Origin of the sequence: Tunturibacter gelidoferens (assembly GCF_040358255.1) — a bacterium.
In the GTDB taxonomy this organism is placed as follows: Bacteria; Acidobacteriota; Terriglobia; order Terriglobales; family Acidobacteriaceae; genus Edaphobacter; species Edaphobacter gelidiferens.
This window is the reverse complement of the sequence record NZ_CP132938.1, coordinates 2,135,308-2,161,220: the sequence shown is the minus strand read 5'-3', so window position 1 is coordinate 2,161,220 and position 25,913 is coordinate 2,135,308. Positions and strand designations below refer to the sequence as shown.

The following is a 25,913-nucleotide window of genomic DNA, read 5'->3' as shown; positions in this document are numbered from 1 at the left end:
TGACCAGAATTTGAAGGCAGGCCGCGCGATTGCGTGGCATCAAAGCCGTTCGTTCATACGCAGTCAGAAGGTCAGATGGGATCGGTCGTCGCTTAGTTGTTCAACGCGAAACGATCTTTGTGATGTCACGCAAGCTCTTTGAAGAAGTTCTCGACGTCGCTAATCTCCTGCGTGAGGCGGTAGGGGGGCAGGGACTCCAGAAAGATTCGGCCGTAGCGTTGTCGCTGAATGCGGGGGTCGAGCAGCATCAAGACTCCACGGTCGTTAAGCGAGCGGATGAGGCGACCGAAGCCTTGCTTGAGCGTGATGACGGCGTTGGGAATCTGATAGTCGAAGAAAGGCTTCCCCCCAAGTGCTTCGATGGCCTCCATACGGGCTTCAACGATCGGATCGGAGGGCACGGCGAAGGGAAGACGGTCGATGATAACGCAGGATAATTGCTCACCCTGGACGTCTACCCCCTGCCAGAAGCTCGAGGTACCAAACAGGACGGCATTAGGCGTATCGCGGAACTGTTGCAACAAAACGTGGCGCGGCGCGGTGCCGTGCAACAGCAGTGGGTAGGGGAGTTCCGCTAGCAATCGCTCGTATGTGTTGCGCATCTGCGTGTAGCTCGTGAACAGGCAGAAGGCGCGACCCTTGGTGATCTCTAGCACGCGACGGATGCGCTCAGCCGCGCGCTCCGGAAAATCCGGTTCTCGCGGATCAGGCATATTGGGTGGAAGGTATAGCAGCGCCTGCTTTTCGTAATTAAAGTGCGATGGAACGATCAGTTCTCGAGCAGTAGTCAGGCCAAGGCGTTTGCGGATGTGGTCGAAGCCTCCGGAGACGGTGAGGGTCGCAGAGGTAAGAATCACAGAGCTATAGTTATCGAAGAGCGAGGTCTTCAGTAGTTCGGAGACGTCGATAGGAGTCGCCTGCAGATGCGTGTGAAAGCTCGCATTCCCAGTTCCGCGCGCAAGGTTCCGGACTCCACCTGCGGCGCGCCGCTCAATCCAGAACACCGTGTTGCGATCCGTCGATTCAAGCAAAAAAACCAGATGGGCGCGAATGTCGGCGGCACGTTTGCGAAGCCCAGATGCCTCTTCGACGTTTTTCAGATAATCGAGTTCGCTTTCAAGTCGAGTAAGAGCATTGAGGGTAGCAATGTAGGTATCGCCGCTCTCCTCAAGGAAGGCTTCGCGATGAACGAAGGGCATGCGTCCTCCGCCATTCGGCATTCCCATGGGATCCGTCGGAAGAACAGAGAAAAACAGACGAGAGCGGTCTTTGAGAGTAGCGCAGGCACTCTCGATCGCTGACGTGCTGGCCTGTTTCGCCTTCAACAGCATGTCGACATCGCGCGTAAGCTCGTCGACGCGTTGAGTGGAGAGGCCGATACCGAAGTAGTTGGAGGCAACCTCTTCCAACTCGTGAGCCTCGTCGAAGATCACACACGCAGCCTCAGGCAGAATGCCTGCGTCAGGCGCGCCTGCGGCCTGTTGCTTGATGTTCAGGTCCGCAAAGAAAAGATGATGATTCACAATCACAATGTCCGACTCGAGAGCCTTTCGTCGCATCGCGGTGACAAAGCAGCGCTCCCAGTCCGGGCAAGTTTGGCCCAGGCACACCTCCGTCCTGGCATCGAGCTTGTGCCACAAAGCGGAGGACTCCGGAAGATGATCGAGCTCAGCGCGATCTCCGGTTTCAGTCATCTTCTCCCACGTGGCAATCTGATGAAACTGATCGATCTCTTCGAGACCATTGAGGAGAGGATTGTCGCGCAGCGCATAGAGCTTGTGCCGGCAAAGGTAGTTGGCGCGGCCCTTCATGTAACAAACCTTGAGCGGGCCCAGGAGAGATTCAAGGAAAGGAACATCCTTGAAATAAAGCTGCTCCTGCAAATTCTTAGTGCCGGTTGAGATGATGACGCGCTGGTTTCGCTCGCGGGCAAGGCGAAGGGCGGGCAGAAGATACGCCAGTGTCTTGCCCGTCCCCGTCCCAGCTTCAACAATAAGGTGACGCTTTTCTTTGAAAGCCGCCTCAATAGCTCGAGCCATGTCGTACTGCCCTTGACGATGCTCAAAAGCCAGGGACGATCGAGACAGGATGCCACCGGGAGCAAAGAAATCGCGGAGATTCGGTAGATTCTCCGGTTTCGCGGGCGTAATCGAGATGGGAGCGGTCGTAGACAAGGCGATTTGCTTGAGGATCGGCGGCACAGAGGCTTTGCAATTTCTATAATAGAGGGGGAAGCGAAGAATTAGCGTAATAAGCCTGGCCGCCTGATGCGTGCGCGGGAGAAAGTTGGATGTACCGTGGCTCAGAAAGACGATAGAAAGCGGCTAGGCAAAAAACATAGGCAGGCCAGCACGCGACCAAAAAAAGGCCGAGCCCCAAAGTCTACCCCGACAACCGGGGCCGTAGATCCGCGGAAGCGGAAGATCCTTTCAACCAAGCGCGCTGCCGTCGACCGAGCTTCGCGAGTCACAAAGCAGTCCCCCGAACGGGAGAAGCGGAAGGCGATCCGTCCCGACGGAGCCACCCCTAAAAAGCCCGCGGGAGCAGTTCGTCCAAAGGCCGAGAGACCGGCAGATGGGATTGTCGGACGGCAGACGCCGCGTTCGGAGAACGTCGCAGGCCGCGAACGAATTGAGGACGACTGGCGGGACATCGAGCTGCTGGCTTCTCAGATGGTCACCGAGACCGAGAGTGCGGATGCGCGCGAACTACCGTTGATCGCAATCTGCGGTCGGCCCAATGTGGGTAAGAGCACCCTCTTCAATCGGCTAACCGGTTCGCGCCGATCGATCGTAGGCGATGAGCCCGGAATCACACGCGACCGCATCTATGGCGAAATCGAGTGGATGAACCGTGCGGCGAGAATCGTGGACACCGGGGGCGTGGTACCCGACGACGAGGCTCTGATTCCAGCAGAGATCTTCCGCCAAGCGAAGGTTGGATTGGAAGAGGCCGATGCGATCGTGATGGTCGTGGATGGCCGCACTGAGCTGGCCTCGCCTGATCTCGAACTGGCGCGATTGCTGTTACGCGGCGGAAAGCCGGTGTTTCTCGCCGTAAACAAGATGGATACCGACGCAATGCAATCGCAAGCGGAGAATTTCCGCCGGCTCGGATTCAGGAATGTGCTCCCCATCTCCGCGGAACACGGCTCGGGGATGGGTGATCTGCTGGATGCAGTATTCGAGATACTCCCGGAGCCGGCAGAGATCATCGAAGAGCCTGAGGTGATGCTCACCGAAAACGACGAAGCTGAAGAAGATGAAACGGGCCCGGACTTTTCCGTCTCTCCCGCAGCAACCCTCTCGACAGAGCCCTCAGAGGTCGCTACACCGAAACGCCCGCGAATGCTTCGATCACATGGTGAGTATGAGAGCCGCGAAACGAAGATCGCGATCATCGGGCGGCCAAACGTCGGCAAGAGTACGCTTCTGAATGCGCTCACAGGAACGCAGCGAGCTATCGTCTCCCCGATTGCAGGAACCACTCGCGATGCAGTCGACGAGGTGGTAGAGCGCGGCGGCCACGCATTCCGATTTGTCGATACCGCAGGAATCAGGCGGAAGGGGAAGACGAAGCTGATGGCCGAAAAGCTATCAGTCATCATGGCGCGAAAACATCTGGAGGCGGCAGACGTTTCCTTGCTGATCATCGATGCGGCGGAGGGCGTTGCCGCACTTGACGCGAATATCGGAGGCTATGCCCACGAGAGTGGACGCAGTGTAATTATCGTCGTCAACAAGTGGGACCTAATGACTCGCACCGGCAAGGACGGCATGCGCCTGTTCGATGGCAAGCCGCCGGCCGATCAAAAGCTCTACGAGCAAGACGTTCGGGATAAGTTGAAGTACCTTGACTATGCGCCGCTACTGTTTATCTCTGCAGCCGATGGAAAAAACATAGAATCCGTGTTTAAGAAGGTAGAGCTGGTTGCGCGAGAGAGACGGAAGCGCGTGACCACCGGACAGATGAACCGGTTTCTGGAGAAGGTCGACTTTCAGAAGGCAAGCGTACCGATGAACAAGCGCGTCCGGATCTACTACATGACGCAGGCTGCCGTTGCTCCGCCGACGTTCGTACTCTTCACTGACAAAGATGTGAAGATGCACTTCTCCTTCGAGCGTTTTCTGGGCAACCAGATCCGGGAGAACTTCGGGTTTATCGGAAGCCCGATCTGGTTCAAGATCAAAGCTCGAAACAAGAAAAAAATAGGATAAGCGTGGCGAGAGCTAGATTGGACAGAACTGCTGGGGAACCGCTTCCGGGAACGGAGGAGGCGGTGGCTCCAGCAGATCGCCTAGCGCGGCGAGACGTCCACCTACAAAATAAAGCGCATAGGCCTGATAGAAGACCAATATCGCCCCCACGATACAAACGATCGTGAGCATCAGACACACCAAGAAGATCAAGCCGAGTAGCCCAAGGCTGGTGTAGAGAAATACTGCGCCGAAGGGTCCCGCGTGGCGGAGAAGGATCCATAGACCTCCACTGATAAGGCCGACAGGAATCGCGACAATAATCGCGGCGGCTAAAATACAAAGCTCAGCAGCAATGGCTGCGACCAGGGTTAGCACGAACTTCACCAGAAAATAGAGCAGAACGCTGCCCGGTTCACGTCGGATAAGCTCGACTGCTCCGCTAACTCCTTCTCGTATAGTCGCGTTCTCGAACACCAAAAATGGCAGGACGAGGTCTCGCAAAAACCAGAGGCAGAGCATCAGCACGACGACCATGCCTGCGATAATCGCGAACAGAAAAAGAAAGTTCCCGAAGAAGGCGGCGTCCGGTGGCTGCCCGGTCTTGGACGGAATCGACCGGATGAGGTGCAATAGCGGCCAAGCCGCGACCCCGCCGATAACCAGAAATGCCAACAAAAAGGTCGCAACTTTGAGACCAATCCAAGGCCAGGTCTTCGGACCATGCCGACGCCACGACGGACCGACCACAGTGGTGCGATAAGCAACGAGATCCATAAGAACAAACTGCATTCTGGAACCGAAATAGAGCATGCAGACGCCGATTAGAAGGAATAAAACGCTGACAACTGCCAGCGCAACCACAGCATGCTGATTAATACTCCACGAGACCGCTCCAGACCGAGAGTTCGAATGCGAAGCGAAGTGGCCGGTCGGAGGGAAGATAAACTGTGCGCCCATCTCCGCCAGAAGCGCGACCAACCCAAGCTTGACGAAGCTTCGAAGAGAGAAGGGCCGGAACATTGACTTTGTGCGTTCGATAGCGGGCGTGATAGCTTCGGCGGCTGAGAGTATTCGCATAGGTTGATGCGATGAGGGTATCTCAGCTCTCCCAATTTCAAAATCGAATTGTCAGTCCCCTTCACTAATTCGTGGGTGCGAGCCACTCCGTCCAGGCGGCGAGTGCACGGTCGCACTGCAGTTTGTGACGTTCTTTTTTGTCGCGGATTTTTTTGCGAAGATCTTCTTCCAGAGGTGGTAGAAGGTCGAAAGTAATATTGGCCGGTTGGAACTTCTTCGTATCAGCGTGGGTGATGTAGTGGGTCAGAGACCCGTTCGCACTCAAGCGCGGCGCAATTGCAGGTGTGTTTCCGTTCGCGATGGATGCGGCGTAAATCCCCGCCAGCATACCCGAGGCAATCGACTCTGTATACCCCTCAACGCCGCTGAGCTGGCCAGCGATCAAGATGCATGGTTGAGCCTTGAGTTGGAGAGTTTCGCTGAGCAAAGACGGCGCGTGGATGTATGTGTTGCGGTGGATCTGGCCGTAGCGTAGGAACGTTGCGTTCTCCAGTCCAGGGATGAGTCTGAGGATGCGATTCTGTTCGCCGTACTTGAGGTGATTCTGGAAGCCCACAAGATTGTAGGAGTCGGCGCGGAGGTTTTCCTGGCGGAGCTGCACCACAGCGTAGGGCCAACGGCCTGTCTTGGGATCGGTGAGCCCCACCGGCTTCATCGGACCGAAACGGAGCGTATCGCGACCACGTCGGGCCGTCTCTTCAATCGGCAGACAGCCTTCGAAGTACTGAAGCTTCTCAGCCGTACCGGTAACAGGAAACCTCTCCCAGTCCTTCGATTCCACAGCCTCTGCGGTAGTCAAAGCCTCCATAAACCGGTCGTACTCTTCTTTGGTGAAGGGGCAGTTGATGTAGTCGGCGGTCCCTTTGTCATAGCGCGCTGCGAAGTAAACCTTCGACATATCAATGGACGACGCGTCAACGATAGGGGAGATGGAGTCGTAGAAAGCTAGATGGTCAGACCCAGTGATGCGCTGGAGTTCGGCAGCAAGCGCCGCGCTGGTGAGCGGACCTGACGCGAGGATTGTCAGAGTGCCAGGGTCTCCCTCGTTAAGCGTGGTCACTTCTTCACGATGAACACGAATACGAGGCTCTGACTCGATTCGTTGGGCGACGCGCTTGGAGAATTCGACGCGGTCAACCGCAAGGGCATGGCCAGCAGGGACAGCCGTAGCATCCGCTTCGGCGAGCAGGATGCTGCCTGCCCGGCGCATCTCCTGCTTTAGCAACCAGGGAGCGGTGTTTTCAGACTCAGACTTCAGTGAGTTGGAGCAGACCAGTTCGGCAAAGTCAGAGGTCTGATGGGCTTCGGTGGATCGCGTCGGGCGCATCTCGTAGAGATCGACCTCGCAGCCGCGCTTTGCTGCCTGGAGCGCTGCTTCGGGACCGGCCAGCCCGCCGCCGATGATTTTTATTCTTTTCATGCTCCTTCCAGCATAGAGGAAGTTGCAGAAGTCTTTTGTCGCAAAGAGCTACGCTTGCCAATTGCTCACAGTCTTCACCAAGCCTATTTGGACTGTGTGGCAAGAGCAGCGAGAGCTTCGCCGGAAACCTGCATACCCTTCCACTCGGACTTCATGACGGCTCCCAACTGCTTATAAAAGTCGATGGATGGAGTGTTCCAATCCAACACGCTCCACTCGAACCGAGGACACACTTCGGACACAGCAATTGCGGCGACGCGGGTGAGTAGAGCTTTCCCAATTCCCTTCCCGCGATGCTCGGGACTGACGTAGAGGTCTTCGAGATAGATACCTGCGTGGCCTCGCCAGGTGGAGTAGTTGTAGAAGTAGAGAGCGAAGCCCGCGGCAATGGTCCTGTCTGCGTTGGTCAACTCGGCGATGACGCAATCGAAGCGCTTGTCAGGTCCGAAACCATCGCGAAGCAGATCGGCTTCCGTGGCGAGAACGGCATCTGGTTCACGCTCATAAGTGGCGAGTTCGCGGATGAACTCGAGAATCTGCGAAACGTCGGCAGATGTAGCAGCGCGTAGATTGAGCTCGTCGTTGCGGTTCGGGAGGGGATCGGTCATCGCTGAATTATTCCTGTGTTCATGGTTTAGGCACGTTGTCAGCGGACTTCACTCCAGGTTGAGCGGCGAGCCATTTGTCAAAAGGAATATTGAAGTCGAAGAGCTGTTTCTTGCCGTCCACGGTGTGAACCATCTTGACGTAGAGTTCAGCGCCCTTCAGGGGCCGGTCCGGTAGCTGACGAACATCGTAGAAGAGATAGCCAGCGAGAGTGCTGTGGGGATTGACTGTCGTTCCGTTGAATCCGAAGTCTTTGTCGTCCTTGATGATCTGTTTATCGACAGGCTTGTCGTGGACGGTCACAGGCGGCAAGGGAAGCGGGAGGGGAATCTTCCGGCCGGCTGCACCTTTGGTAGAGAAGAGTCGGCGCTGAAGGTCATCGTCGGTAGCCGCAGGAATCTTGTCGTTATTGATGGAGATGAATTGGATACGAGCATCGTCGAGAGAAATCGCGGCGTCGCTGTCGTTCGTGAAGATTACGCGGATCGCAACGAAGCCGTGCTGAAGGTAGGGAAGACGAAAGAAATCGCAGTCTTTGGGGTCGTCGCAAGGTTCGGCCGCGACGGTGACCTTTTCGTTCGGGTGCACCTCGAAGGCCGCGTACTGGTCGGCCGGTTTTACCGGAGGCGCTTTCTTGTCGGCGGCCCTGGCATTCGCCGCGAAGAGGCAGAAAATGACTACTAGTAGGATCGGAGTTGTGGGGAACCGGTGGGACTTCATAGCCAAGGTTGATTATCATCTCCGCTGGCGTACAACGTAAAGCGAGGGCTCGGCGACAGTGATGATGGTGATCTATAGCTCGTTATTGCTGGCCGTACTGGTGGTAGTCGCTCCGTACTGGTTAGTGCGAATGGCAACCAGCGGGCGATATAGGGCGGGGCTGCGGCAACGACTAGGGTTGGTGTCGAAGGGGTTGCACGCGAGCGCAGCCGGACGCAGTGTGGTTTGGGTACATGCGGTAAGCGTCGGTGAGGTGATGGCCGCAACGCAGTTGATACGCGAACTGAAGCAGAGGCTGCCGGGTTGGCTGGTGGCGGTTTCGACCACCACGGAGACGGGACAGAGGCTTGCAAAGGAGAGGCTTCCGGATTCACCGGTGTTTTATCTGCCGTTGGACCTCAAATTTTCCGTAAGGAAGTATCTGCGCGTACTGCAGCCGAAGATGCTGGTGCTCATGGAGAGCGAGCTTTGGCCGCGGCTGATCGCGGAGTGCACCAGGGATGGAATGCCGGTTGTAGTGGTGAATGCGCGGATCTCGGATCGGTCGTTTCCGCGATACATGCGGCTGCGGCGACTTTGGCGACCGTTCCTGGAGATGATTGCTCTGTTTCTTGCGCAAAGTACCGAAACCGCGGACAGGCTGATAAAAATCGGCGCTTCCGAGACACGTGTGCGGGTGACCGGGAATCTGAAGTATGACGTGCAGGCAAGGACCGACAACGAGATGACAAAGCGAATCGCGTCGATACTCTCCGGCACAAGACTGGTTGTCGCCGGGAGCACCCTTGCCGGCGAAGAAGAGACCCTCCTCGCTACGTGGCCTGCGATCCGGCAAGCTATTCCGGATGCGTCGCTCCTGATAGCTCCGCGGCACAAGGACCGCTTTGAGGAAGTTTTGCAGCTGATTCGAAGAAGCGGAACTCCATTCCTCCAGTGCAGCCAACTCACGCAGAATCCCAACCCCGTTGTCGGCGGAACGATCCTCCTGCTGGACACGATAGGAGATCTTGCATCGGTGTACGGATTGGCGTCCGTGGCCTTCATCGGGGGCAGCCTGGTTCCAAAGGGTGGACACAACCCGCTGGAACCAGCGCAGTTTGGAGTGCCGGTGCTGATGGGGCCTTCCTTCGAGAACTTTCGTGAGATCGTAAAGACCATGCAAGAGGCAGAAGCGATTCGCATCGTCGCAAACGAAAAGCTTGCAGAGACGCTGATCGCGATGTTGCAGGACGAGGCAGCCTCACGGGCACTCGGAGAACGCGGACGAGCAGTATTTGAAGCTCAAGCAGGAGCAGCAGCGCGGACGGCACAGGCCGTCGTCTCACTGTTGGAGGAGAGGGTGAGGACCACGCGATGAGTGTGCGGCGACCATGGCTGCTTCCGATGTCTCCCCTGTACGGAGCTGCGCTTGCGCTCAAAAAGCAGCTGTTTGCTTGGGGCTGGTTGAAGCGCAACCATCTGGAGAGCACTGTGATCAGCATCGGTAGCGTCTCGGCGGGTGGCGCGGGCAAAACACCTGTTGTGTTGATGCTGGCTGGCATTCTGCGCCATCGCGGCTACGCGGTACGAATCCTCACGCGAGGGTATAAACGCAGCTCGGAGATGATTGCAAGGGTCGAACCGTTCGACGACGCCCGTTGGCATGGTGATGAGCCCGTCTTGCTGGCTCAGCGCTCTGGCGTCCCGGTGTACGTGGGAGCAGACCGCTATCAGGCCGGCATGATGGCAGAGCAGGGCGAGCCTTCGGAAAAGTTGGTAGTTCATCTGCTGGATGACGGATTTCAGCACCGGCGGCTGGCTCGCGACATCGATATCGTCTTGCTGACCCAGGAGGATGTTGAGGACACGCTACTGCCAGCCGGAAACCTGAGAGAACCGCTCGAGGCGATAGCGCAGGCCGATGTTGTGGTTCTCCGAGAGGACGAGGCGGACACACTCAGAAGCGTAGTCGATGGATTGAGCCACTCCAAGGGCAGGCCTTCGATCTGGATCATTCGCCGGAGGTTGAGCCTGGGGGAGGGCGGCGAAGTAACGCTGCCAACGATGCCGTTTGCTTTTTGCGGAATCGCGAGACCTGAAAACTTTACCCGGATGCTGGCGGCGCAGGGTTATGAGGCCATGCAGACAGTGGCCTTCGAAGATCACCATGCCTACGACGAAGACGATATTGCGCGTTTGATGCAGCAGGCGCGCGCGGTCGAAGCGAATGGATTTGTGACCACCGAAAAGGATGCCGTGAAGCTGACACCCACCCTCCGAGACCGGCTGGAAACGGTAGGCCCCATTGTCGTGGCGCGTCTCTGCGTCGAACTGCTGGATGAGAAGCAAGCGCTGGAGCAGTTGGTAGCGCTCGTGGGCCGGCTCGATCGCCGCCGACGCCAGGGCCGCTAGGGATTGGGTCCTGCATGAGAAAATGAAGGCTTGGCCACTGAACTCACGCCCTCACCGTCGCGCAGTGTCGCAACCCACACGTCAGATTCTTCGCGAAGCGTCTTGATTGTAAGGATTGGCGCGATGGGAGATGTGCTCCACGCGATGCCCGCGGTCGCTGCATTGCGCGAGAAGCATCCCGAGTGGTTTATCGGTTGGGCGATCGAACCCGCCTGGAGCGGACTGCTGCAGGCTTCAACGGACTTCAACCGGATCTCCCACAAAGCAGAACGAAGCGGAAGCAAGCCATTGATCGATCGATGGCACCCCGTGCCTGCCAAAGCTTGGAGCAACCGCCCCTTTGCTCTCTCCACTCTGGCCGAGATCAATACGACGCGTCGTGAACTCCGTGCAGCCCGGTATGACGTCTGCGTTGACATGCAGGGGTCGATAAAGTCCGCACTCGTGGGGCGAATGGCGGCCACACCGGTCTTTGCCGGGCCAGCGAGGCCTCGTGAAACTCCTGCGCGTTGGCTCTATCGACATCGGATAGCAACCACCGCTACCCACGTAGTGGAGCAGGCGTGCGAGCTACTAGGCGCTGCCGTGGGAGAAACTCTGAGACCAGCAGCAGTAACGCTGCCTATAGACCCGAAGGCCGAGTTATGGTGCGACAGACTTCTAGCCCAGACCTCATCGATCAGAGACGGATTCGTCTTCCTCGCCCCTACAGCCGGCTGGGGGGCCAAGCAATGGCCCGCGGAGAGATACGCCGCCGTCGCTGCAGCTCTGGGCCGAGCCGGATTTCACTCACTCGTAAACGAAGCTCCCGGCCATCGATTTGCAGATGCAGTCGTTGACGCCAGCGATGGTTTTGCCACTTCCGTTCCCTGCTCCGTCGAGCAGATGATTGCGCTCGTGCGCCGCGCCGGAGTGGTGATCGCCGGGGACACCGGACCACTGCACCTCGCAGCCACCCTGGACCGTCCCACAGTCGGTTTATACGGCCCCACCGATCCCTCTCGCAACGGCCCTTACATGACCGACAGTTCAAAGGCGCGAGTGTTGCGACACGAGTCCAGCCGAACAGACCACTCGCGGCACGCAGAGACGGAGCCGGGGCTCATGCAGATATCAACGGACGAGGTTGTAGAAGCAGCGCTGGAGCTGCTCCGCAGCGGACAAGATAAGGTAAAGCTGTGAGCGAACGAACAACATGGCAAAAGATAGCCCGGCGGATCCGCGTACCGCTCGGATTCGCCTTCGCCGCCGTATTTCTGTGGCTGGCACGACCGACCGGGAAAACCATGCTGCTCAGCCTCCTGTTGGTAGTACCCGGCGTATGGCTGCGAGCCTACGCGGCTGGCTATGTGCGCAAAAACGCTGAGCTGACATTCACAGGCCCCTACGCCTACACGCGAAATCCGCTCTACCTGGGCTCGATGCTAATCGCCTTCGGATTCGCAGCAGCAGCAGGCAGTTGGGCGATTCTTATTGCGCTGACCGCACTTTTTGCGGCCATCTACATCCCCACAATTTATAGCGAGGAAGCCTATCTGCGAGAGCACTTTGCAGGCTTCGATGACTATTCCACCAAGGTGCCCCGTCTGCTGCCGCGACTGACCCCGGCGACATTTCCGGCGAACCAGAATGCCAGCGGAGGCAGATTCTCCTGGCAACAGTGGCAGCACCACCGCGAGTACAATGCTCTAATGGGTGCTGGCGCAATCTATCTAGCGCTGGCGGTCCGGCTTTTTCTCCATCACCACGGGGTGGCGGGGGGTCTGCGCTGAAGGCGCGGAGGCTGGGGCGGAATGGCCCACAAACTTCAACTCGTGAGAGTGCTGCCCTTTGCTGAAGCCGGAACGGTCTTTCCTTGCATCTTTCTTCCTGATGTCGTGTTCCATAGGTTCGCTGACGGCGAGTGCGCAGCTTCTGGGGTTAGGCGCCAAACCAGCGCCGGTAGTCATTCCAACCCTGCAGCCTCCGCAGCCAGGCTTTCCCTTTCCCGAAAAACAAACCCTTACTTTTACTGTTGACTGGCGTGTCTTTACGGCGGGCACAGCAGTATTTCAACTCGAACAGCAAGGGACAGTGCAAAAGATTACAGCCACCGCAGACTCAACCGGCGCCGTGACCATGCTCTTCCCCGTCGTAGACAAGTTCCAGGCCGGGTTCGACACCAAGACCGGTTGCTCCACCGGATTCAGCAAACAATTACAGGAAGGGCGCAGAAAGGTCTCCAGCGAGCTGAGCTTCGATTACTCCCAGGGCAAGCAAAAACAGATCGAGAAAAATCTGGTCAAGGGAACCTCGAAGGAGCAAGTGGCCTCGATTCCAGCCTGCGTAACCGACTCCCTCTCGGCAATCTTTTATGCAGCGTCGCAGCCAATGGCGGTCGGCCAAAGTATCCGGTTCCCCTTGGCGGACTCGATGCGCACCGTGACCGTGGCAATGAAGGTTGAATCCAAAGAAGAGATCAAGACCCCAGCCGGAACCTTCGAGACGCTAAAAGTAGAGCCAACCGCGGATGAGGGAATCGTAAAAAACCGCGGCCATATCTGGGTTTGGTATACCGACGACGCACGTCACATGCCCGTGCAGATTCAGGCACGGCTGTTCTGGGGGACGATCACCTTCCACCTGCAGTCGTACGATACAAAATAAGAAGAAAGACGGCTTTTGATGGCAGATTCAAAACACGACGCAGCATTAGATCCAGACAAAGATCCAGACAAGTTCGTAACCGTAGGCAAGTTTCTCGAGCCCGTGAATGCCCAGATGGCGAAAGGAATGCTCGAGTCGGCGGGAATCGAGTGTTTCCTGCAGGGCGAGAACGCCAATAGCCTGCTGGCGTTGGCCTTTCGAGCAAGGCTGCTGGTGCACAAGCAGGACGAAGAGACCGCACGGGAGATTCTCGGCGAGTCCGTCGGCGAGTTGACCGGAGATGAACTGACCCCATCCGAACAGCGCGAGTTGGAGGCAGGCGATGACGAAGGATGAGCAAGGCCGCCCACGAGCCGTCCTCTGCCTGTCAGGCGGAATGGACTCCAGCGTCTGCGCCGCGCTCACGGCCCGAGACTACGACGTCTTCGCCCTCCACTTCAGCTACGGCCAGAGAACGGAATCGAGGGAACTGCACTCCGCACAGGAGGTCGCCCGCATCGTCGGAGTGAAAGAGCTGCTGCATCTCAAGATCGACCTGTTTCGCCGAATCGGAGGGTCGGCGCTGACCGATGCCTCGATTGCCGTACCGGCGGCGGGGGAGGAAGCGACCATCGGAAACGAAGTCCCAATCACTTATGTTCCATTCCGAAATGCGCATTTCCTCTCAGCCGCGGTAAGCTGGGCCGAGGTTCTGGGTGCCAAGAAGGTCTTTATCGGGGCCGTCGAACAGGACAGTTCGGGGTATCCCGACTGTCGGCCAGCGTATTATGAAGCGTTCAATCAGCTAATCAGGATGGGCACCAAAGACGGACAGATCCAGGTCGTCACTCCGCTGATCCAGATGCGCAAGAGCGAGATCGTCCGGTTGGGAGTTGAACTCGGTGCACCCTTCCATGTAAGTTGGTCATGCTATTCCGGCGAGACCGAGGCCTGCGGCGTTTGCGAGAGCTGCGTTCTGCGACTGCGGGCATTTCGTGACGCCGGAGCGGTCGATCCCATATCGTATGCGGTCGCGTGACCGCTGCATTTTGCATCAAATTTGAGGAAGCAAGAACTGTTTTGCAACGAAGACTTACGCCCCCACTAATGGGCCAGGAGAAGATAAGAGCATGAAACGTATCGGATGGAAGATAAGCACCCTGGCAGCCGCTCTGCTGGTAATCCTGGCAATCGCGCAGCCCACACGCTTGAAAGCACAAGCAGCCCCGCCCGCGGGAACCGCAAGCATTCATGGCCACATTCTCAATCCCGCCGGCCTGCCAATTACAAAGGGCGAAGTCAGGCTCACAACGGATCGTTCGTCTGACGCGAAGGACCGAAAGTACCCCTACAAGTTTCCCATCGATCAAGATGGCAACTACAAAGGAACCGGGATCGTGGCTGGGACCTATGTAGTCTTCGTCTTCCAGGACGATAAGAGCTTGGACTTCAACGAGAGTGTTCCGATTGCGAAAGACGAAGACAAGCTCCTCGATTTCGACATGTCGCGCGCGGAGTACATCAGTAAGATGAGCCCCGAAGACCGGAAGGCGCTCGAAGAGTACAAGAAGAAGAACGCCGAGGTCGTCGCCGGCAACGCGAAGATTCAGAACCTCAACGCCCTTCTGACTCAGGCCCGCGCCGACAACAAGGCTGGCAACTACGACTCCGCAATCACCGCCATGAAGCAGGCCACCGAAACCAAGCCCGACGAGGGAATTCTGTGGGTCACCCTTGGTGATGCTCAACTTGGGAGCGGAGAGACCGCAGCAAAGGCAGCTAAAGCAGCTGGCACCTCACCGACGGATCCGGCCATCCTCCAGAAGTACACCGATGCCGCTGCCTCCTATAAAAAAGCCGCGGATCTGAATGCCGCTTCCAAGAAACCAAACCCCGAAACCGCCGGCGTAGCTTACAACCAGTTGGGACAGGCGGAGGCCCGTCTGGGTGACGCCAAGGCCTCCTCCGACGCCTACGAGCAGGCTGCCAAGGCCCAACCGGAAAAGGCCGGAATGTACTTCTTCAACGAGGCCGCAACCCTCTACAACTCAGGCAAACTGACCGAGGCGGGTGCTGCTGCCGACAAGGCAATCGCAGCCGATCCGAAGAAGGCGGATGCTTATTACATCAAGGGACAGGCGCTCATTCCACAGGCAACAGTCGATCCGAAAACCCAGAAGATTGTAGCGCCACCGGGTTGCGTCGAAGCCTATCAGGAATACCTTGAACTGGCTCCGGACGGACCACATGCTGCTGATGTGAAGGGTATTCTCGAAGGCATCGGCGCACCGATAAAGTCGACCTTCAAAGCTGGAAAGAAATAAGCGCCGGAAAAACCGGAAGGCCCCGGGCGACCCCGCTCGGGGCCTTTCCATTTGTCACGCTGATAGCTGAAGGAGAAGAGGATGCAGTCAGCGGCCGCAGTTCTCGGTTTCGATGAAGCTCTGACGAAGGTGCTTCAACACGCAACCGATCTTCCACGTCCGCCAAGCGAACCGCTCGCGCTGCTGGCCTGCGGAGACCGCGTACTCGCCCAGCCCGTGCTCGCGGATCGCGATCAGCCGCCATTCAATAGGTCGACCCGAGACGGGTTTGCTGTGCGGGCGTCCGACACGCTCGGTCCATTGAAGGTAGTCGGCCAGGTCAGGGCCGGTGAGCAGTGGCGGGGCAGCACCCTCGAACAAAATACCGCGATTGAAATCATGACCGGCGCACCAACTCCAGCAGGCGCCGACGCTGTCGTGATGATCGAACATGTGGAACGCACCAACAACTCGATACGCTTACTTGCTGGACGCACGATTCGAAGCGGAGAAAACATCGTTCCCCAGGGAAGCGAGGCCCGGGCCGGCCAAACAGTATTGGCCTCTGGCTCTAAAATCGAGGGCGCGGAGGTAGCTCTCGCCGCCTCCTGCGGATACACAGAGCTAAAGATCTATCGCAGGCCAAAGGTAGCCATCGTCGCAACTGGAGACGAACTTGTCGACCTCGCAGCGACGCCCGGGCCGCACCAGATCAGAAACTCGAACAGCTACGGTCTGTCTGAGCTGATCAGGCACGCTGGCGGAGAACCCGTCCAGCTCCCGATTGCTCCGGACCGGCGACCTGAACTCGAACAAACCATTCGTTCCGCACGCCATTGCGAACTTCTGCTGCTGTCCGGTGGCGTTTCCATGGGCAAGTACGACCTGGTCGAAGAGGTACTGCAAAGCCTGGGCGCAGAGTTTTTCTTCACCGGCGTCAAGATGCAGCCAGGCAAACCCCTGGTCTTCGGCAGGTTGCCGGCTGACGACCAGTTCCCTGCCCAATTTTTTTTCGGCCTGCCCGGAAACCCCGTCTCGACTCAAGTGACCTTCCATTGTTTCGTCGAACCGGTGCTCCGTGCGATGGGCGGGTCCGAAGTCCAGGGCCCGCGTTTTCTGCAGGCGACGCTGGCAGAGGGCCTCGCAGGAAAGGCCGGCCTGATGCGTGTGCTCCCCGCCAGATGGACCTCCAACCGAGTCCGCCCAGAGGTACGATTGGTAGGCTGGCAGGGATCAGGCGACTTGGCCGCGAATGCGCAAGCGAACTGCTATGCGGTCCTCCCACCCGACAAAGATCACTTCTCCACCGGGGATGTCATCACGATTCTCCTGCGGTAGGCTTGTAGGATGGACGACGTAGACTACACCTCCGAACAGCTGATGGATGACGCCCCCGAACCTCTCGGCAATGATGCGGACTTCCCTCCCCGGTCCCCCGTGCCGCTGCATCTGTCGCACTACGATCAGGCCGGCGAAGCGCACATGGTGGATGTCGGCGACAAGCTGGCAACAAGACGCGAGGCCGTGGCATCAGCGTTCGTCGAGCTGTCCGACGCGGTGCTCGAGGCGCTGCCGCAAAATCCCAAAGGCAATCCCCTCGAAGTGGCGAGGTTCGCGGGAATTCAAGCAGCGAAGCAAACCTCAAGCCTCATTCCGATGTGTCATCAAATAGCACTGAGCTTCGTAGACATACAGACAAAAATTGTCGAAGGTGGCGTCGCGATCGAAGCAACCGCAGCGACAGTTGCAGGCACAGGCGTTGAGATGGAAGCGATGGTGGCAGCCTCAATCGCGGCGCTAACCATCTACGACATGACCAAAGCGCTCGACAAAGGAATACGAATCCGCGACGTCGTATTGATACGCAAAACCGGAGGCAAGAGCGGAGAGTATCGACGCGGAAGCCTCTGAATCAGACCGCAGTAGCCAGCGTGACCGCGAACAGATGCTGCGGATCCTCCCAAGACCTGGTCTTCTTGAAGTTCGCCGACGCGAGAAGTTCCTCAACCGCAGCCGAGGTGAATTTGTAACTGTTTTCGGTGTGAATACTCTCGCCCCGTGCAAAATCGACAGCGAAGGCAGGACCGCTGGAGTTAGCCGGGACATGAACGCGCTGAGCGATGACCGATTCCAAGTGCATCTCAATGCGTGATTGAGCGGGATTCCAACGAACCCGATGCTGAAAGTTTGCTAACGCAAAATCAGTCCCCAGATCACGATTGAGACGCGCAAGCACGTTCAGATTGAAAGCCGCTGTCACTCCAGCGGCGTCGTCATATGCGGCAAGCAGCGTGGCTACAGTTTTATTGGCGTGTGGGCCACCGTTCGGCGCCAAGTCCGTGCCCAGCAAAAGAGTATCCCCGGGAAGCAACTGCGCGCGGAGGTTGCGAAGAACATCCCTCGCATCCTCCGGCATGAAATTACCAATACTGGAACCAATGTAAAGAGCCAGCGTCCGCGTGTCGGGTAGGCGGTTGAGCGGGAGAGCCTCACGAGTGTAGTCAGCGACTTGAGAGCGGACCGTCACGCCAGGAATATTGGCGAGAATATTTTCACTGGCCTCGGCGAGAGCCGTCTCGGAAACATCAACAGGCTGGTACACCACACTCCCCTGCTGGCGAACGGCTTCCGCCAGAAGGATGCCGGTCTTGGTCGCCGTTCCAGCACCTAGCTCGATCAGGGTAAGCTTTCCGCTCGGCCCCTGACCAAGCGCAGCCTCGCGAAGAATCTCATCGGCGTTGGCCGCAAAGATGCCACGCTCGGTCCGGGTCAGATAGTACTCCGGCAGCTCCGTGATCTGTTCGAAGAGGCGCGAACCAGACTCATCGTAGAAGAGCCATGGGGACAGGGTCTTAGGCATAGCAGACAGACCCACGCGTGCTTCAAAGGCGACGGCATCAGTAATACTGATCAGCGGTGCGTCTGGCGCGAAGATAGTTGTTGGCACGTCTAGTCCCCCGGCGGATTTGATAGCGGAGTGGAAGGCGTGCCTCAAGGATCGATCTCCACCGCTGCCTCAGTTTGATGCATTTGAAAGGGATTTTGTGCAATTTAATCTTTACTGACTTAGATCCTCTGCAGGCAGAAATCGATCGGAATCCAAAGAAAGCCCAATTTATTGCTGATTTCAAGTTAACTTCTGCAAAAGCCGACCGTCTGTCCTAGTACCGCCAACTCGTAACATCTGCCCCGGCCGGTGCCGTCTTCTCGATGCGATCCATGATCTTCGGCAGGTACATAGTGTTGTAGTGCAGCCGCGACAGCGCATTCGGCAGCGTCGGATCCCCATTCCAGCAGTGCTCTGCCCGCGGGCCATAGAGCACCTCGCCGTCATAGGCCACGCCATGCCCAGGCGTTCCCGTCGCCTTCAAAAAGTCCTCCATCAGATAAACCGCATCGTTCAAGAAATAGGTGTCGTCGCTGCCCACATACAGGTGAATCTTCCCCTGCAGCTTAGGCCCCAGCTGCTCCCAATCCCGTTGCAACTTCGCGTTCAGGTCGTAGTGCTCCTTCCAGTACTCTGCGACCTTGTGATCGATTGCCCCGGTCTCCTTATCGAAGATCGGCTCCGGATACCCATCCTTCCCCTGCGGCGAATACACCGCCTGCCAGATATCGAACTGCTCTCCCGATCGTCCATGATCCCCCAGCGCCGCCTCATACGCGATGTTGTCCCTCATCGAGATCAGCGTATGCCCAAGATAGTCCCGCATCGCCGGCTGTTCCACCTGCTTGTTCGCGCCCTGCAAGTAAAACATGTTCGCATCTTTATAAAGATCCCGCGACATATACGCATGAAAGTCCACCGGATCGGGACAAGCCACAAACGCCCCGTTGTAGTGGTCGGGATAAAAAATCTGCACCGCCAGCGACTCCCATCCGCCCGTTGACCCGCCATACATGAAACGCGCCCAGCTCTGCCCAATCCCGCGAAACTGCTTCTCCACCGCAGGAACCAGCTCCGTCTCAATTGCATCGCCATACGGCCCCAGGTTCGCCGAATTCACCGCATACGAATCGTCATAGTAGGGATTCGCATGTTGAATCTTCATAATCAAAACCCGTGGAAACTTCGGACTGATCCACTGCTGATACTCCTTATAAGCCTCCTCCTGCTGAATCCGGTTATACCCCGCAAGATGAAACCGCTCCGAGTAGTTCGGCTTCAAATTCGGATCCGGCGGTGTCGTCCGAAAATCATCGAACCCCGTAACGAAGTGATCGTGAAAGATCATAAGCGGATAATGCGCCTCACTATGTTCCTCGAATCCCTCCGGCACCAGCACTACCGCACTCAGATACATCGGCGTCCCCCAGAACTTCGTCAGCAGCGCACTCTGAATCCGTATATGCCGAACATATTTTGTATCCGCTTCCGGCACAATTGGTGGAATCACCTGGTCCACCGAGATCGCAATCGGCGCACCGCCCGGCCCGACGTGCACCTTCACCGGCTTGCTATACAAATTCCCCGGCGCAAGATTCCAATGCTTCCCTTCGCCCCGGTCCGGCGACAGCTTGATCGTCTTCCCATCCGCACGATGGAACGTTTCATAAACATCTAGTACCGCCTGCACCGTGTAATCCCCCGCCGGCACGTCCTTCAAACTCTTGATTGGATAACCCGCAGCCTTATCGTCCACCAGAACGCTCTCGCCCGGCTTTAGCCCATCCACAGTAACCCCAAACACCATCTGGCTCCGCGGCGTGTCGTCGATCTGCATCCGAGGCTCCTCCGATGGATCATTCGACAACAGCAGCAACACCCGTCCGTCCAGCGGCTTCGCCGACTGCGCAGCAGGAAAAGAAACCGAAACCGCCTGAACACCGGTCTGAGCATTCCCAGCCTCAGAGTTCAAACACACACACGCAGCAGCCAACGTTAGAACGCAGGGGATCGAATGGAGACGCATTGGGGCAGTATACAAACCCGAGAGCTGCAACACCGCATTATCTTCAGGTCATTCGCCCACCAGGTTGATATCATCCTTTCACCGTTGCAATCTGAGTACGCAGGCACTCTCTAAAAGACCTGCCGGGCCTCCGTGGAGAACAGATGAAAGCACCCCAGTTCGCATTCAAGAAATTTGCCGCAGCACTTTTATGCGGCCTTGTAACTACGCCAATGGCAATTGCTGCAGACAATCTCCCGGCTGCCAAGCCACTGAAGCTCCCCGAACTCAAGTACGAAAAGTACACCCTCCCCAACGGCCTCGTCGTCCTTACCCACGAAGACCACCGCCTCCCCCTCGTCGCCATCGACCTCTGGTATCACGTCGGCCCACTCAACGAGCGGGCTGGCCGCACCGGCTTCGCCCACCTCTTCGAGCACATGATGTTCGAAGGCTCCGAGCACGTCGGCGAAAAAGCCCACATCAAATACCTTGAAGGCGCAGGCGCCACCGACATCAACGGCACCACCGACTTCGACCGCACCAACTACTTCGAGACCCTCCCCAGCAACCAGCTCGAGCTGGGCCTCTGGCTCGAAAGCGACCGCATGGGCTTTCTCCTGGAAGGCCTCGACCGCGTCAAGCTCACCAACCAGCGCGACGTCGTACGCAACGAGCGCCGCCAGGGCGAAGGCACTCCCTACGCGCTCGCCGACGAGCAGGCGTACCACATGCTCTTCCCCCACGAGCACCCCTACTACGCCTCCGTCATCGGCTCCCACGCCGACATCGAAGCCGCCCGCATCAACGACATCCGCGACTTTCACCAGCACTTCTACACCCCCAACAACGCCAGCATCGCCATCGCCGGCGACTTCGACGCCGCAAAGCTAAAAGCTCTCCTCACAAAATACTTCGGCCCTATCCCACAAGGCCCACCCGTCGAACCCGTCACCGTCAAAACCCCACCCATCAACGCCCAAAAACGCGCAACCGTCACCGACTCCGTCCAACTCCCGCGCCTCTCCGTAGCCTGGCTCACCCCTCCCGTCTTCACTCCCGGCGACGCAGAAACCGATCTTCTCGTTCACATCCTCGGCGGAGGCAAAGCCAGCCGTCTCTACCGCAAGCTCGTTTACGAGCAGCAAGTCGCTCAGACCGTCACCTGCGCTCTCAACGATCTCAAGCTTGGCTCCATCGCCCAGTGCGACATCACCGCCAAACCCGGCGTCTCGCTAGACACCCTCGAAGCAGCGCTCTGGAAAGAAGTAGCCAGCCTGCAATCGGAAGGTCCCACGCAAGCCGAACTCGACCGAGCCCGCACCGTAGACGTCACCGCCAAGATCACCGGTCTCCAGCGTCTCGGAGGCTTCGGTGGCGTCGCCGACACCCTCGACCGCTACAACCAGTTCCTCGACGACCCCGGCTACCTGCCCAAAGACATCGCTCGCTACCAGGCCGCAACCATTGCCTCCGTCAAGCAAGCCGCGACGCAGTACCTCGGCAAAGACCAAAGCGTCGTCGTCAACTGCGTCCCCGGCAAAAAAGTAGTCGACGATGTCCCCCGCAGCCCCGACAACACCGACGCCGACGTCAAGCTCACCGCGCCCTACACCGCGCAGTTCGAAGACCAGCAAAACTGGCGCAAGACCGCACCCGCACCCGGCCCAACCAACGCCTTTCACCTCCCAGTCCCGAAGACCTTCACTCTCTCCAACGGCCTCCAGGTCTACCTTCTCGAAGATCACTCTCTTCCCGTCTTCAGCGCAGCAGTCGTAGCCCGTGCCGGCAGCGAGTCTGACACGCCAGCCAAAGCTGGCCTCGCCGGCTTCACCGCCCGCCTCCTCACCGAAGGAACCACCCAACGCTCCGCCACCACACTTGCCGACAACGCCGAACAGATCGGCACTACCCTCACCTCTGCCGCCGACGTCGACAGCGCCAACGCCAGCCTCAGCGCACTCAGCAACAACACTGAAGCGGGCCTCGACCTCCTCTCTGACGTCATCGAGCACCCTGCCTTCGCGCCCGAAGAAGTAGAGCGCATTCGCAAACAACGCCTCGTCGCCATTCTGCAGGAAGGCGATCAACCCGTAGCCTCCGTACTTCGCGTAGGCTTCCGCACTCTCTACGGCGACCATCCCTACGGTATCCGCTCCATCGGCAACACCGACGGAATCAAATCCATCACCCACGACGACATCACCAGCTTCTGGCAAGCCCACTACGGCCCCAAAGACGCCGCACTTGTCCTCGCCGGCGACGTCAACGAATCCGAAGTCAAACACCTCGCCGACAAGTACTTCGCCCCATGGTCCGGATCAGCAGCGACGACCATCGCCGTACCTCCCGCTCCCACCCCGCCCGGCCTGAAGATCGTCATCGTCGACAAGCCCGGCGCACCACAAACCGCCCTCTTCGCCATCGGTCTCGGCCTTCCCCGCACCACGCCCGACTACCCCGCCGTCATGATCATGAACAACGTCCTCGGAGGCCTCTTCGCCAGCCGTATCAACATGAACCTGCGCGAAGAACACGGCTACACCTACGGTGCCAGCTCAGGCTTCATGATGTACCGCACCGGAGGCCCCTTCTACAGTGGAGCCCAGGTCCGCACCGACGTCACCGCTCCCGCCGCCAAGCAGCTCATGCTGGAGCTCAACCGCATCCGCACCGAGCCTCCCACCGAAGCCGAACTCAAACTCGCAAAAGACTCGCTCCTCCACTCACTCCCTGGAGACTTTGAAACCACCAAAGCCTCCATCGGCGGCCTCCGTCAACTCTTCGTCTACAGCCTCCCCCTCGACTACTTCGCCAAGCTACCCGCCCGGTACGAAGCCGTCACCCCCGCCGAAGTATCAAAGGCCGCCCAAACCGACGTCCATCCCGACCAGCTCATCCTTATGGCCGTAGGCGACCGCGCCAAAATCGAACCCGGCCTCAAAGAACTCAACCTAGGCCCCATCGAGTACCGCGACACCACCGGCACCCTCATCAAATAACCCTCCGTAACAACGAAGTGATCAGCGCTTCCCAACAAAAAAGAGCCGCAGAGCACTCACTCTGCGGCCTTTCTCTCTCAACGCCCAATAAATCTTGTCATCCTAAGTGGAGCGAAGAACGCCTGCATTTGCATTTGGCTTTGACTTTGCTGTTGCTTTCTCCTGCAAAACCGTAGAAGCGTCATCTCGACCGAAGCTGCTCACAGTCTCATCGTGAGCAGCGCAGTGGAGAGACCCCCGTATTTTGCAGTTGCATCTGCAGTTGCCTCTGCATCTAGGTACCCCCAAGGCTTTGGCCTTGGGTCTCTAAATCAGCGCATCAGGAGGGGCTTTAGCCCCTGGGTATGCCTTCTCCCTGCCACATCTACAACCGAAGAAACTAAGCCTTCCCCAGCACCTTCGCCATAGCCTCACCAATCTCCGCAGGCGACTTCACCACCGTAATCCCAGCCTCGGTCATAGCCTTCATCTTTTCCGCAGCCGTCCCCTCGCCGCCCGAGATGATCGCCCCCGCATGTCCCATCCGCCTCCCCGGAGGAGCCGTCTGCCCGGCAATAAACCCAACCACCGGCTTCTTCACATGCTCCTTGATGTACTTCGCCGCAGCCTCTTCCGCCGACCCGCCGATCTCACCGATCATGATGATCGCCTCAGTCTCCGGATCCTCATTCAGCAGCTTCAGCGCATCGATATGAGTCGTCCCGATAATCGGATCGCCCCCAATCCCAATCGCCGTAGACTGCCCAATCCCCCGCGTCGTCAGCTGATACACCGCCTCATACGTCAGCGTGCCCGACTTCGAAACAATCCCCACCGAGCCTTCCTTATGAATCCGCCCCGGCATAATCCCGACCTTAGCCTTCCCCGGCGAGATCACCCCCGGACAGTTAGGCCCAATCAGCCGAGTCCCCTTGCCGTTTGATCCAGTCCCTTTCACAAACTCCCACACCTTGACCATGTCCAGCACAGGAATCCCCTCAGTAATACAGATCACCAGCGGAACACCCGCAGCCGCAGCCTCCAGAATCCCATCCGCAGCAAACGGCGGCGGCACAAAGATCACCGACACATTCGCCCCCGTCTCCTTCACCGCCTCTTCGACAGTGTTGAACACCGGCCATCCCTCATGCGTCGTCCCACCCTTACCCGGCGTCACGCCACCCACAACCTTCGTCCCATACTCCGCGCAGCCCTTCGCGTGAAAAGTACCCTCACGCCCCGTAATCCCCTGCACAATCAGCCGCGTATTCTTGTCAACCAAAACCGCCATTACTTGCCACCTTTCGCAGCAGCCACAGCAAGATCCGCGGCTTCCTTCATCGTCGTTCCCACCTGAAAGTTCAATCCCGAGTCCGCCAGAATCTTCCGGCCCTCTTCCACGTTCGTTCCTTCGAGTCGCAGAATGATCGGTATCTTCACGCCCAGCTTCTTCGCGGCGTTCACTACGCCTTGAGCCAGCACATCCACCCGCAGAATCCCGCCAAAAATATTGATGAAGATCGCTTTCACATTAGGATCGCTCAGCAAAATCCCAAACGCATTCTCAATCTGTTCCTGGTTCGCCCCGCCACCCACATCCAGAAAGTTCGCCGCGCTGCCACCCGCATACTGAATGATGTCCATCGTCGCCATCGCAAGCCCAGCGCCGTTCACCATGCAGGCGATCGTGCCATCCAGCTTGATGTAGTTGAGCGCAAACTTGCTCGCCTCAACCTCCAGCGGATCTTCCTCCGCCAGATCGCGAAGCTCCTTCAGATCCTTATGCCGGAACATCGCATTGTCATCAAAGTTGATCTTGCAATCGAGCGCCAGCAGCTTGTCATCCTTCGTCGTGATGAAAGGATTGATCTCCATCAGCGTCGAATCCGTCTCCACAAACGCCTTGTACAACCCTGTCATAAACTTCACGGCATCGTTGATCTGCGTCGTCTTCAATCCCAGCTTGAACGCCAGCTTCCGCGCCTGATAAGGCGCAAAACCCACCGCCGGATCGATGTACTCCTTGTAGATAAGCTCCGGCGTAGCATGCGCCACCTCTTCAATCTCCATCCCACCCGACTGCGAGGCCATAAACACCACCTTCGCCGAAGCCCGGTCCAGCACCAGCCCGAGATAAAGCTCCCGCTCGATCGCCGATCCCTCTTCGATCAGCAGTCTCTGCACCTTCTGCCCGGCAGGCCCCGTCTGGTGCGTCACCAACTGCATCCCCAGAATCGCCTTCGCCGCCGCATTCGCCTCTTCGAGTGTCCTCGCCAGCTTGACGCCACCGCCCTTGCCACGCCCACCGGCATGAATCTGCGCCTTCACCACCACAACCTTATTTCCCGCACCAAAGAGGCTCTTCGCCGCGGTATCGGCCTGCTCCAGGGTTGTCGCCATCTCGCCGCCCGGAACCGGCACACTGTACTTCCGCAGAATCTCTTTTGCCTGATACTCGTGAATTTTCATGAATGCCTTTGAAATAACGCTCGCGCGAGAAGTGTAGCGGACTCTCACAATCCCTCGCAATCAGAAACTCGCACAAATGTGCGTTTATCGCCCGTCCCTCTGCGCGTAACCTTAAGCCTGCCTTCATCTTGCCTCTGTATGATAGGCAACATAGTCTGGCGGGAATCTTCCCGGCCGGCACTCGGGCCCAGCCGCAGCTAGGTGCTGATTCGTTCCACTCTCAAACACTC

General features: G+C 58.0%; 21 protein-coding genes. 12 read left to right on the top strand and 9 right to left on the bottom strand.

Annotation, left to right across the window (positions count from 1 at the left end; translation table 11 throughout):
* Positions 1–125: 125 nt before the first annotated feature.
* A complete protein-coding gene (locus RBB81_RS09550) occupies positions 126–2,174 on the bottom strand; it encodes an ATP-dependent DNA helicase (RefSeq protein WP_353073514.1) in 2,049 nt (682 codons plus the stop codon).
* A 123-nt stretch (positions 2,175–2,297) separates the two neighbouring features.
* Between RBB81_RS09550 and der the strand changes: the two genes are divergently transcribed.
* Positions 2,298–4,217: a ribosome biogenesis GTPase Der gene (gene der / locus RBB81_RS09545; protein WP_353073513.1), complete on the top strand. Its 1,920-nt coding sequence runs from the start codon at positions 2,298–2,300 to the stop codon at positions 4,215–4,217.
* 12 nt (positions 4,218–4,229) lie between these two features.
* Here the strand turns inward: der and RBB81_RS09540 are convergent, their stop codons facing one another.
* The 4 genes from RBB81_RS09540 to RBB81_RS09525 all read right to left on the bottom strand — a co-directional run bounded on the left by RBB81_RS09540 (position 4,230) and on the right by RBB81_RS09525 (position 8,022).
* A complete protein-coding gene (locus RBB81_RS09540) occupies positions 4,230–5,276 on the bottom strand; it encodes a DUF7544 domain-containing protein (RefSeq protein ID WP_353073512.1) in 1,047 nt (348 codons plus the stop codon).
* 64 nt (positions 5,277–5,340) lie between these two features.
* Entirely contained in the window at positions 5,341–6,696 is a 1,356-nt protein-coding gene (gene trmFO / locus RBB81_RS09535) for a methylenetetrahydrofolate--tRNA-(uracil(54)-C(5))-methyltransferase (FADH(2)-oxidizing) TrmFO (RefSeq protein ID WP_179581697.1), read from the bottom strand.
* An 83-nt stretch (positions 6,697–6,779) separates the two neighbouring features.
* Entirely contained in the window at positions 6,780–7,304 is a 525-nt protein-coding gene (locus tag RBB81_RS09530; RefSeq protein ID WP_353073511.1) for a GNAT family N-acetyltransferase, read from the bottom strand.
* A 19-nt stretch (positions 7,305–7,323) separates the two neighbouring features.
* A complete protein-coding gene (locus RBB81_RS09525; RefSeq protein WP_353073510.1) occupies positions 7,324–8,022 on the bottom strand; it encodes a hypothetical protein in 699 nt (232 codons plus the stop codon).
* A 61-nt stretch (positions 8,023–8,083) separates the two neighbouring features.
* Here RBB81_RS09525 and RBB81_RS09520 point away from each other — a divergent pair, with 61 nt between their 5' ends.
* The 10 genes from RBB81_RS09520 to moaC all read left to right on the top strand — a co-directional run bounded on the left by RBB81_RS09520 (position 8,084) and on the right by moaC (position 17,252).
* The gene (locus RBB81_RS09520) at positions 8,084–9,379 is read left to right on the top strand and encodes a 3-deoxy-D-manno-octulosonic acid transferase (protein ID WP_348641588.1); all 1,296 of its coding nucleotides are present in this window, start codon (positions 8,084–8,086) and stop codon (positions 9,377–9,379) included.
* A 26-nt stretch (positions 9,380–9,405) separates the two neighbouring features.
* On the top strand, positions 9,406–10,413 hold the full coding sequence (gene lpxK / locus RBB81_RS09515; protein WP_183789553.1) for a tetraacyldisaccharide 4'-kinase: 1,008 nt from the start codon (positions 9,406–9,408) through the stop codon (positions 10,411–10,413).
* A 123-nt stretch (positions 10,414–10,536) separates the two neighbouring features.
* Positions 10,537–11,595, top strand: coding sequence for a glycosyltransferase family 9 protein (locus RBB81_RS09510; RefSeq protein ID WP_353073509.1), 1,059 nt, complete (start codon positions 10,537–10,539; stop codon positions 11,593–11,595).
* A complete protein-coding gene (locus RBB81_RS09505) occupies positions 11,592–12,185 on the top strand; it encodes a methyltransferase (protein ID WP_179581692.1) in 594 nt (197 codons plus the stop codon). The genes RBB81_RS09510 and RBB81_RS09505 overlap by 4 nt, the downstream gene beginning before the upstream one ends.
* A 100-nt stretch (positions 12,186–12,285) precedes the next feature.
* Positions 12,286–13,059, top strand: a complete 774-nt coding sequence (locus tag RBB81_RS09500) for a DUF3108 domain-containing protein (protein WP_179581691.1) — start codon at positions 12,286–12,288, stop codon at positions 13,057–13,059.
* An 18-nt stretch (positions 13,060–13,077) separates the two neighbouring features.
* Positions 13,078–13,395, top strand: a complete 318-nt coding sequence (locus tag RBB81_RS09495) for a DUF2007 domain-containing protein (protein ID WP_179581690.1) — start codon at positions 13,078–13,080, stop codon at positions 13,393–13,395.
* Positions 13,382–14,077: a 7-cyano-7-deazaguanine synthase QueC gene (gene queC, locus RBB81_RS09490; RefSeq protein WP_179581689.1), complete on the top strand. Its 696-nt coding sequence runs from the start codon at positions 13,382–13,384 to the stop codon at positions 14,075–14,077. Before RBB81_RS09495 ends, queC begins: the two co-directional genes overlap by 14 nt.
* A 91-nt stretch (positions 14,078–14,168) precedes the next feature.
* Complete coding sequence (locus tag RBB81_RS09485) at positions 14,169–15,362, top strand: tetratricopeptide repeat protein (protein ID WP_179581688.1); 1,194 nt, start codon at positions 14,169–14,171, stop codon at positions 15,360–15,362.
* A gap of 81 nt (positions 15,363–15,443) precedes the next feature.
* Positions 15,444–16,679 (top strand): gephyrin-like molybdotransferase Glp, encoded by a 1,236-nt coding sequence (gene glp / locus RBB81_RS09480; protein ID WP_353073508.1) that lies wholly within the window; start codon positions 15,444–15,446, stop codon positions 16,677–16,679.
* A 144-nt stretch (positions 16,680–16,823) separates the two neighbouring features.
* Positions 16,824–17,252, top strand: coding sequence for a cyclic pyranopterin monophosphate synthase MoaC (gene moaC, locus RBB81_RS09475; protein ID WP_423248072.1), 429 nt, complete (start codon positions 16,824–16,826; stop codon positions 17,250–17,252).
* 1 nt (position 17,253) lies between these two features.
* Here moaC and egtD read toward each other — a convergent pair whose 3' ends face one another.
* A complete protein-coding gene (egtD, locus tag RBB81_RS09470; RefSeq protein ID WP_353073507.1) occupies positions 17,254–18,336 on the bottom strand; it encodes an L-histidine N(alpha)-methyltransferase in 1,083 nt (360 codons plus the stop codon).
* A 166-nt stretch (positions 18,337–18,502) separates the two neighbouring features.
* Complete coding sequence (locus RBB81_RS09465; protein WP_353073506.1) at positions 18,503–20,254, bottom strand: hypothetical protein; 1,752 nt, start codon at positions 20,252–20,254, stop codon at positions 18,503–18,505.
* A gap of 143 nt (positions 20,255–20,397) precedes the next feature.
* Here RBB81_RS09465 and RBB81_RS09460 point away from each other — a divergent pair, with 143 nt between their 5' ends.
* The gene (locus RBB81_RS09460; protein WP_353073505.1) at positions 20,398–23,235 is read left to right on the top strand and encodes a M16 family metallopeptidase; all 2,838 of its coding nucleotides are present in this window, start codon (positions 20,398–20,400) and stop codon (positions 23,233–23,235) included.
* 379 nt (positions 23,236–23,614) lie between these two features.
* Here RBB81_RS09460 and sucD read toward each other — a convergent pair whose 3' ends face one another.
* Both sucD and sucC read right to left on the bottom strand, forming a co-directional pair.
* Positions 23,615–24,505 carry a succinate--CoA ligase subunit alpha gene (gene sucD, locus RBB81_RS09455; RefSeq protein ID WP_353073504.1) on the bottom strand — a complete coding sequence of 297 codons (891 nt, stop codon included), beginning with the start codon at positions 24,503–24,505 and terminating at the stop codon, positions 23,615–23,617.
* Entirely contained in the window at positions 24,505–25,683 is a 1,179-nt protein-coding gene (sucC, locus tag RBB81_RS09450; protein ID WP_353073503.1) for an ADP-forming succinate--CoA ligase subunit beta, read from the bottom strand. Before sucC ends, sucD begins: the two co-directional genes overlap by 1 nt.
* Positions 25,684–25,913: the final 230 nt, after the last annotated feature.

What these genes read in the sequence shown, in the direction of transcription:
- RBB81_RS09495 (WP_179581690.1), top strand. Translation starts at nt 13,078, where the DNA reads ATGGCAGATTCAAAACACGACGCAGCATTAGATCCAGACAAAGATCCA.
- sucD (WP_353073504.1), bottom strand. Translation starts at nt 24,505, where the DNA reads ATGGCGGTTTTGGTTGACAAGAATACGCGGCTGATTGTGCAGGGGATT.
- RBB81_RS09460 (WP_353073505.1), top strand. Translation starts at nt 20,398, where the DNA reads ATGAAAGCACCCCAGTTCGCATTCAAGAAATTTGCCGCAGCACTTTTA.
- trmFO (WP_179581697.1), bottom strand. Translation starts at nt 6,696, where the DNA reads ATGAAAAGAATAAAAATCATCGGCGGCGGGCTGGCCGGTCCCGAAGCA.
- glp (WP_353073508.1), top strand. Translation starts at nt 15,444, where the DNA reads ATGCAGTCAGCGGCCGCAGTTCTCGGTTTCGATGAAGCTCTGACGAAG.
- RBB81_RS09530 (WP_353073511.1), bottom strand. Translation starts at nt 7,304, where the DNA reads ATGACCGATCCCCTCCCGAACCGCAACGACGAGCTCAATCTACGCGCT.
- queC (WP_179581689.1), top strand. Translation starts at nt 13,382, where the DNA reads ATGACGAAGGATGAGCAAGGCCGCCCACGAGCCGTCCTCTGCCTGTCA.
- RBB81_RS09520 (WP_348641588.1), top strand. Translation starts at nt 8,084, where the DNA reads ATGATGGTGATCTATAGCTCGTTATTGCTGGCCGTACTGGTGGTAGTC.
- moaC (WP_423248072.1), top strand. Translation starts at nt 16,824, where the DNA reads ATGGTGGATGTCGGCGACAAGCTGGCAACAAGACGCGAGGCCGTGGCA.
- RBB81_RS09500 (WP_179581691.1), top strand. Translation starts at nt 12,286, where the DNA reads ATGTCGTGTTCCATAGGTTCGCTGACGGCGAGTGCGCAGCTTCTGGGG.
- lpxK (WP_183789553.1), top strand. Translation starts at nt 9,406, where the DNA reads ATGTCTCCCCTGTACGGAGCTGCGCTTGCGCTCAAAAAGCAGCTGTTT.
- RBB81_RS09525 (WP_353073510.1), bottom strand. Translation starts at nt 8,022, where the DNA reads ATGAAGTCCCACCGGTTCCCCACAACTCCGATCCTACTAGTAGTCATT.
- RBB81_RS09510 (WP_353073509.1), top strand. Translation starts at nt 10,537, where the DNA reads ATGGGAGATGTGCTCCACGCGATGCCCGCGGTCGCTGCATTGCGCGAG.
- sucC (WP_353073503.1), bottom strand. Translation starts at nt 25,683, where the DNA reads ATGAAAATTCACGAGTATCAGGCAAAAGAGATTCTGCGGAAGTACAGT.
- RBB81_RS09485 (WP_179581688.1), top strand. Translation starts at nt 14,169, where the DNA reads ATGAAACGTATCGGATGGAAGATAAGCACCCTGGCAGCCGCTCTGCTG.
- RBB81_RS09540 (WP_353073512.1), bottom strand. Translation starts at nt 5,276, where the DNA reads ATGCGAATACTCTCAGCCGCCGAAGCTATCACGCCCGCTATCGAACGC.
- RBB81_RS09465 (WP_353073506.1), bottom strand. Translation starts at nt 20,254, where the DNA reads ATGCGTCTCCATTCGATCCCCTGCGTTCTAACGTTGGCTGCTGCGTGT.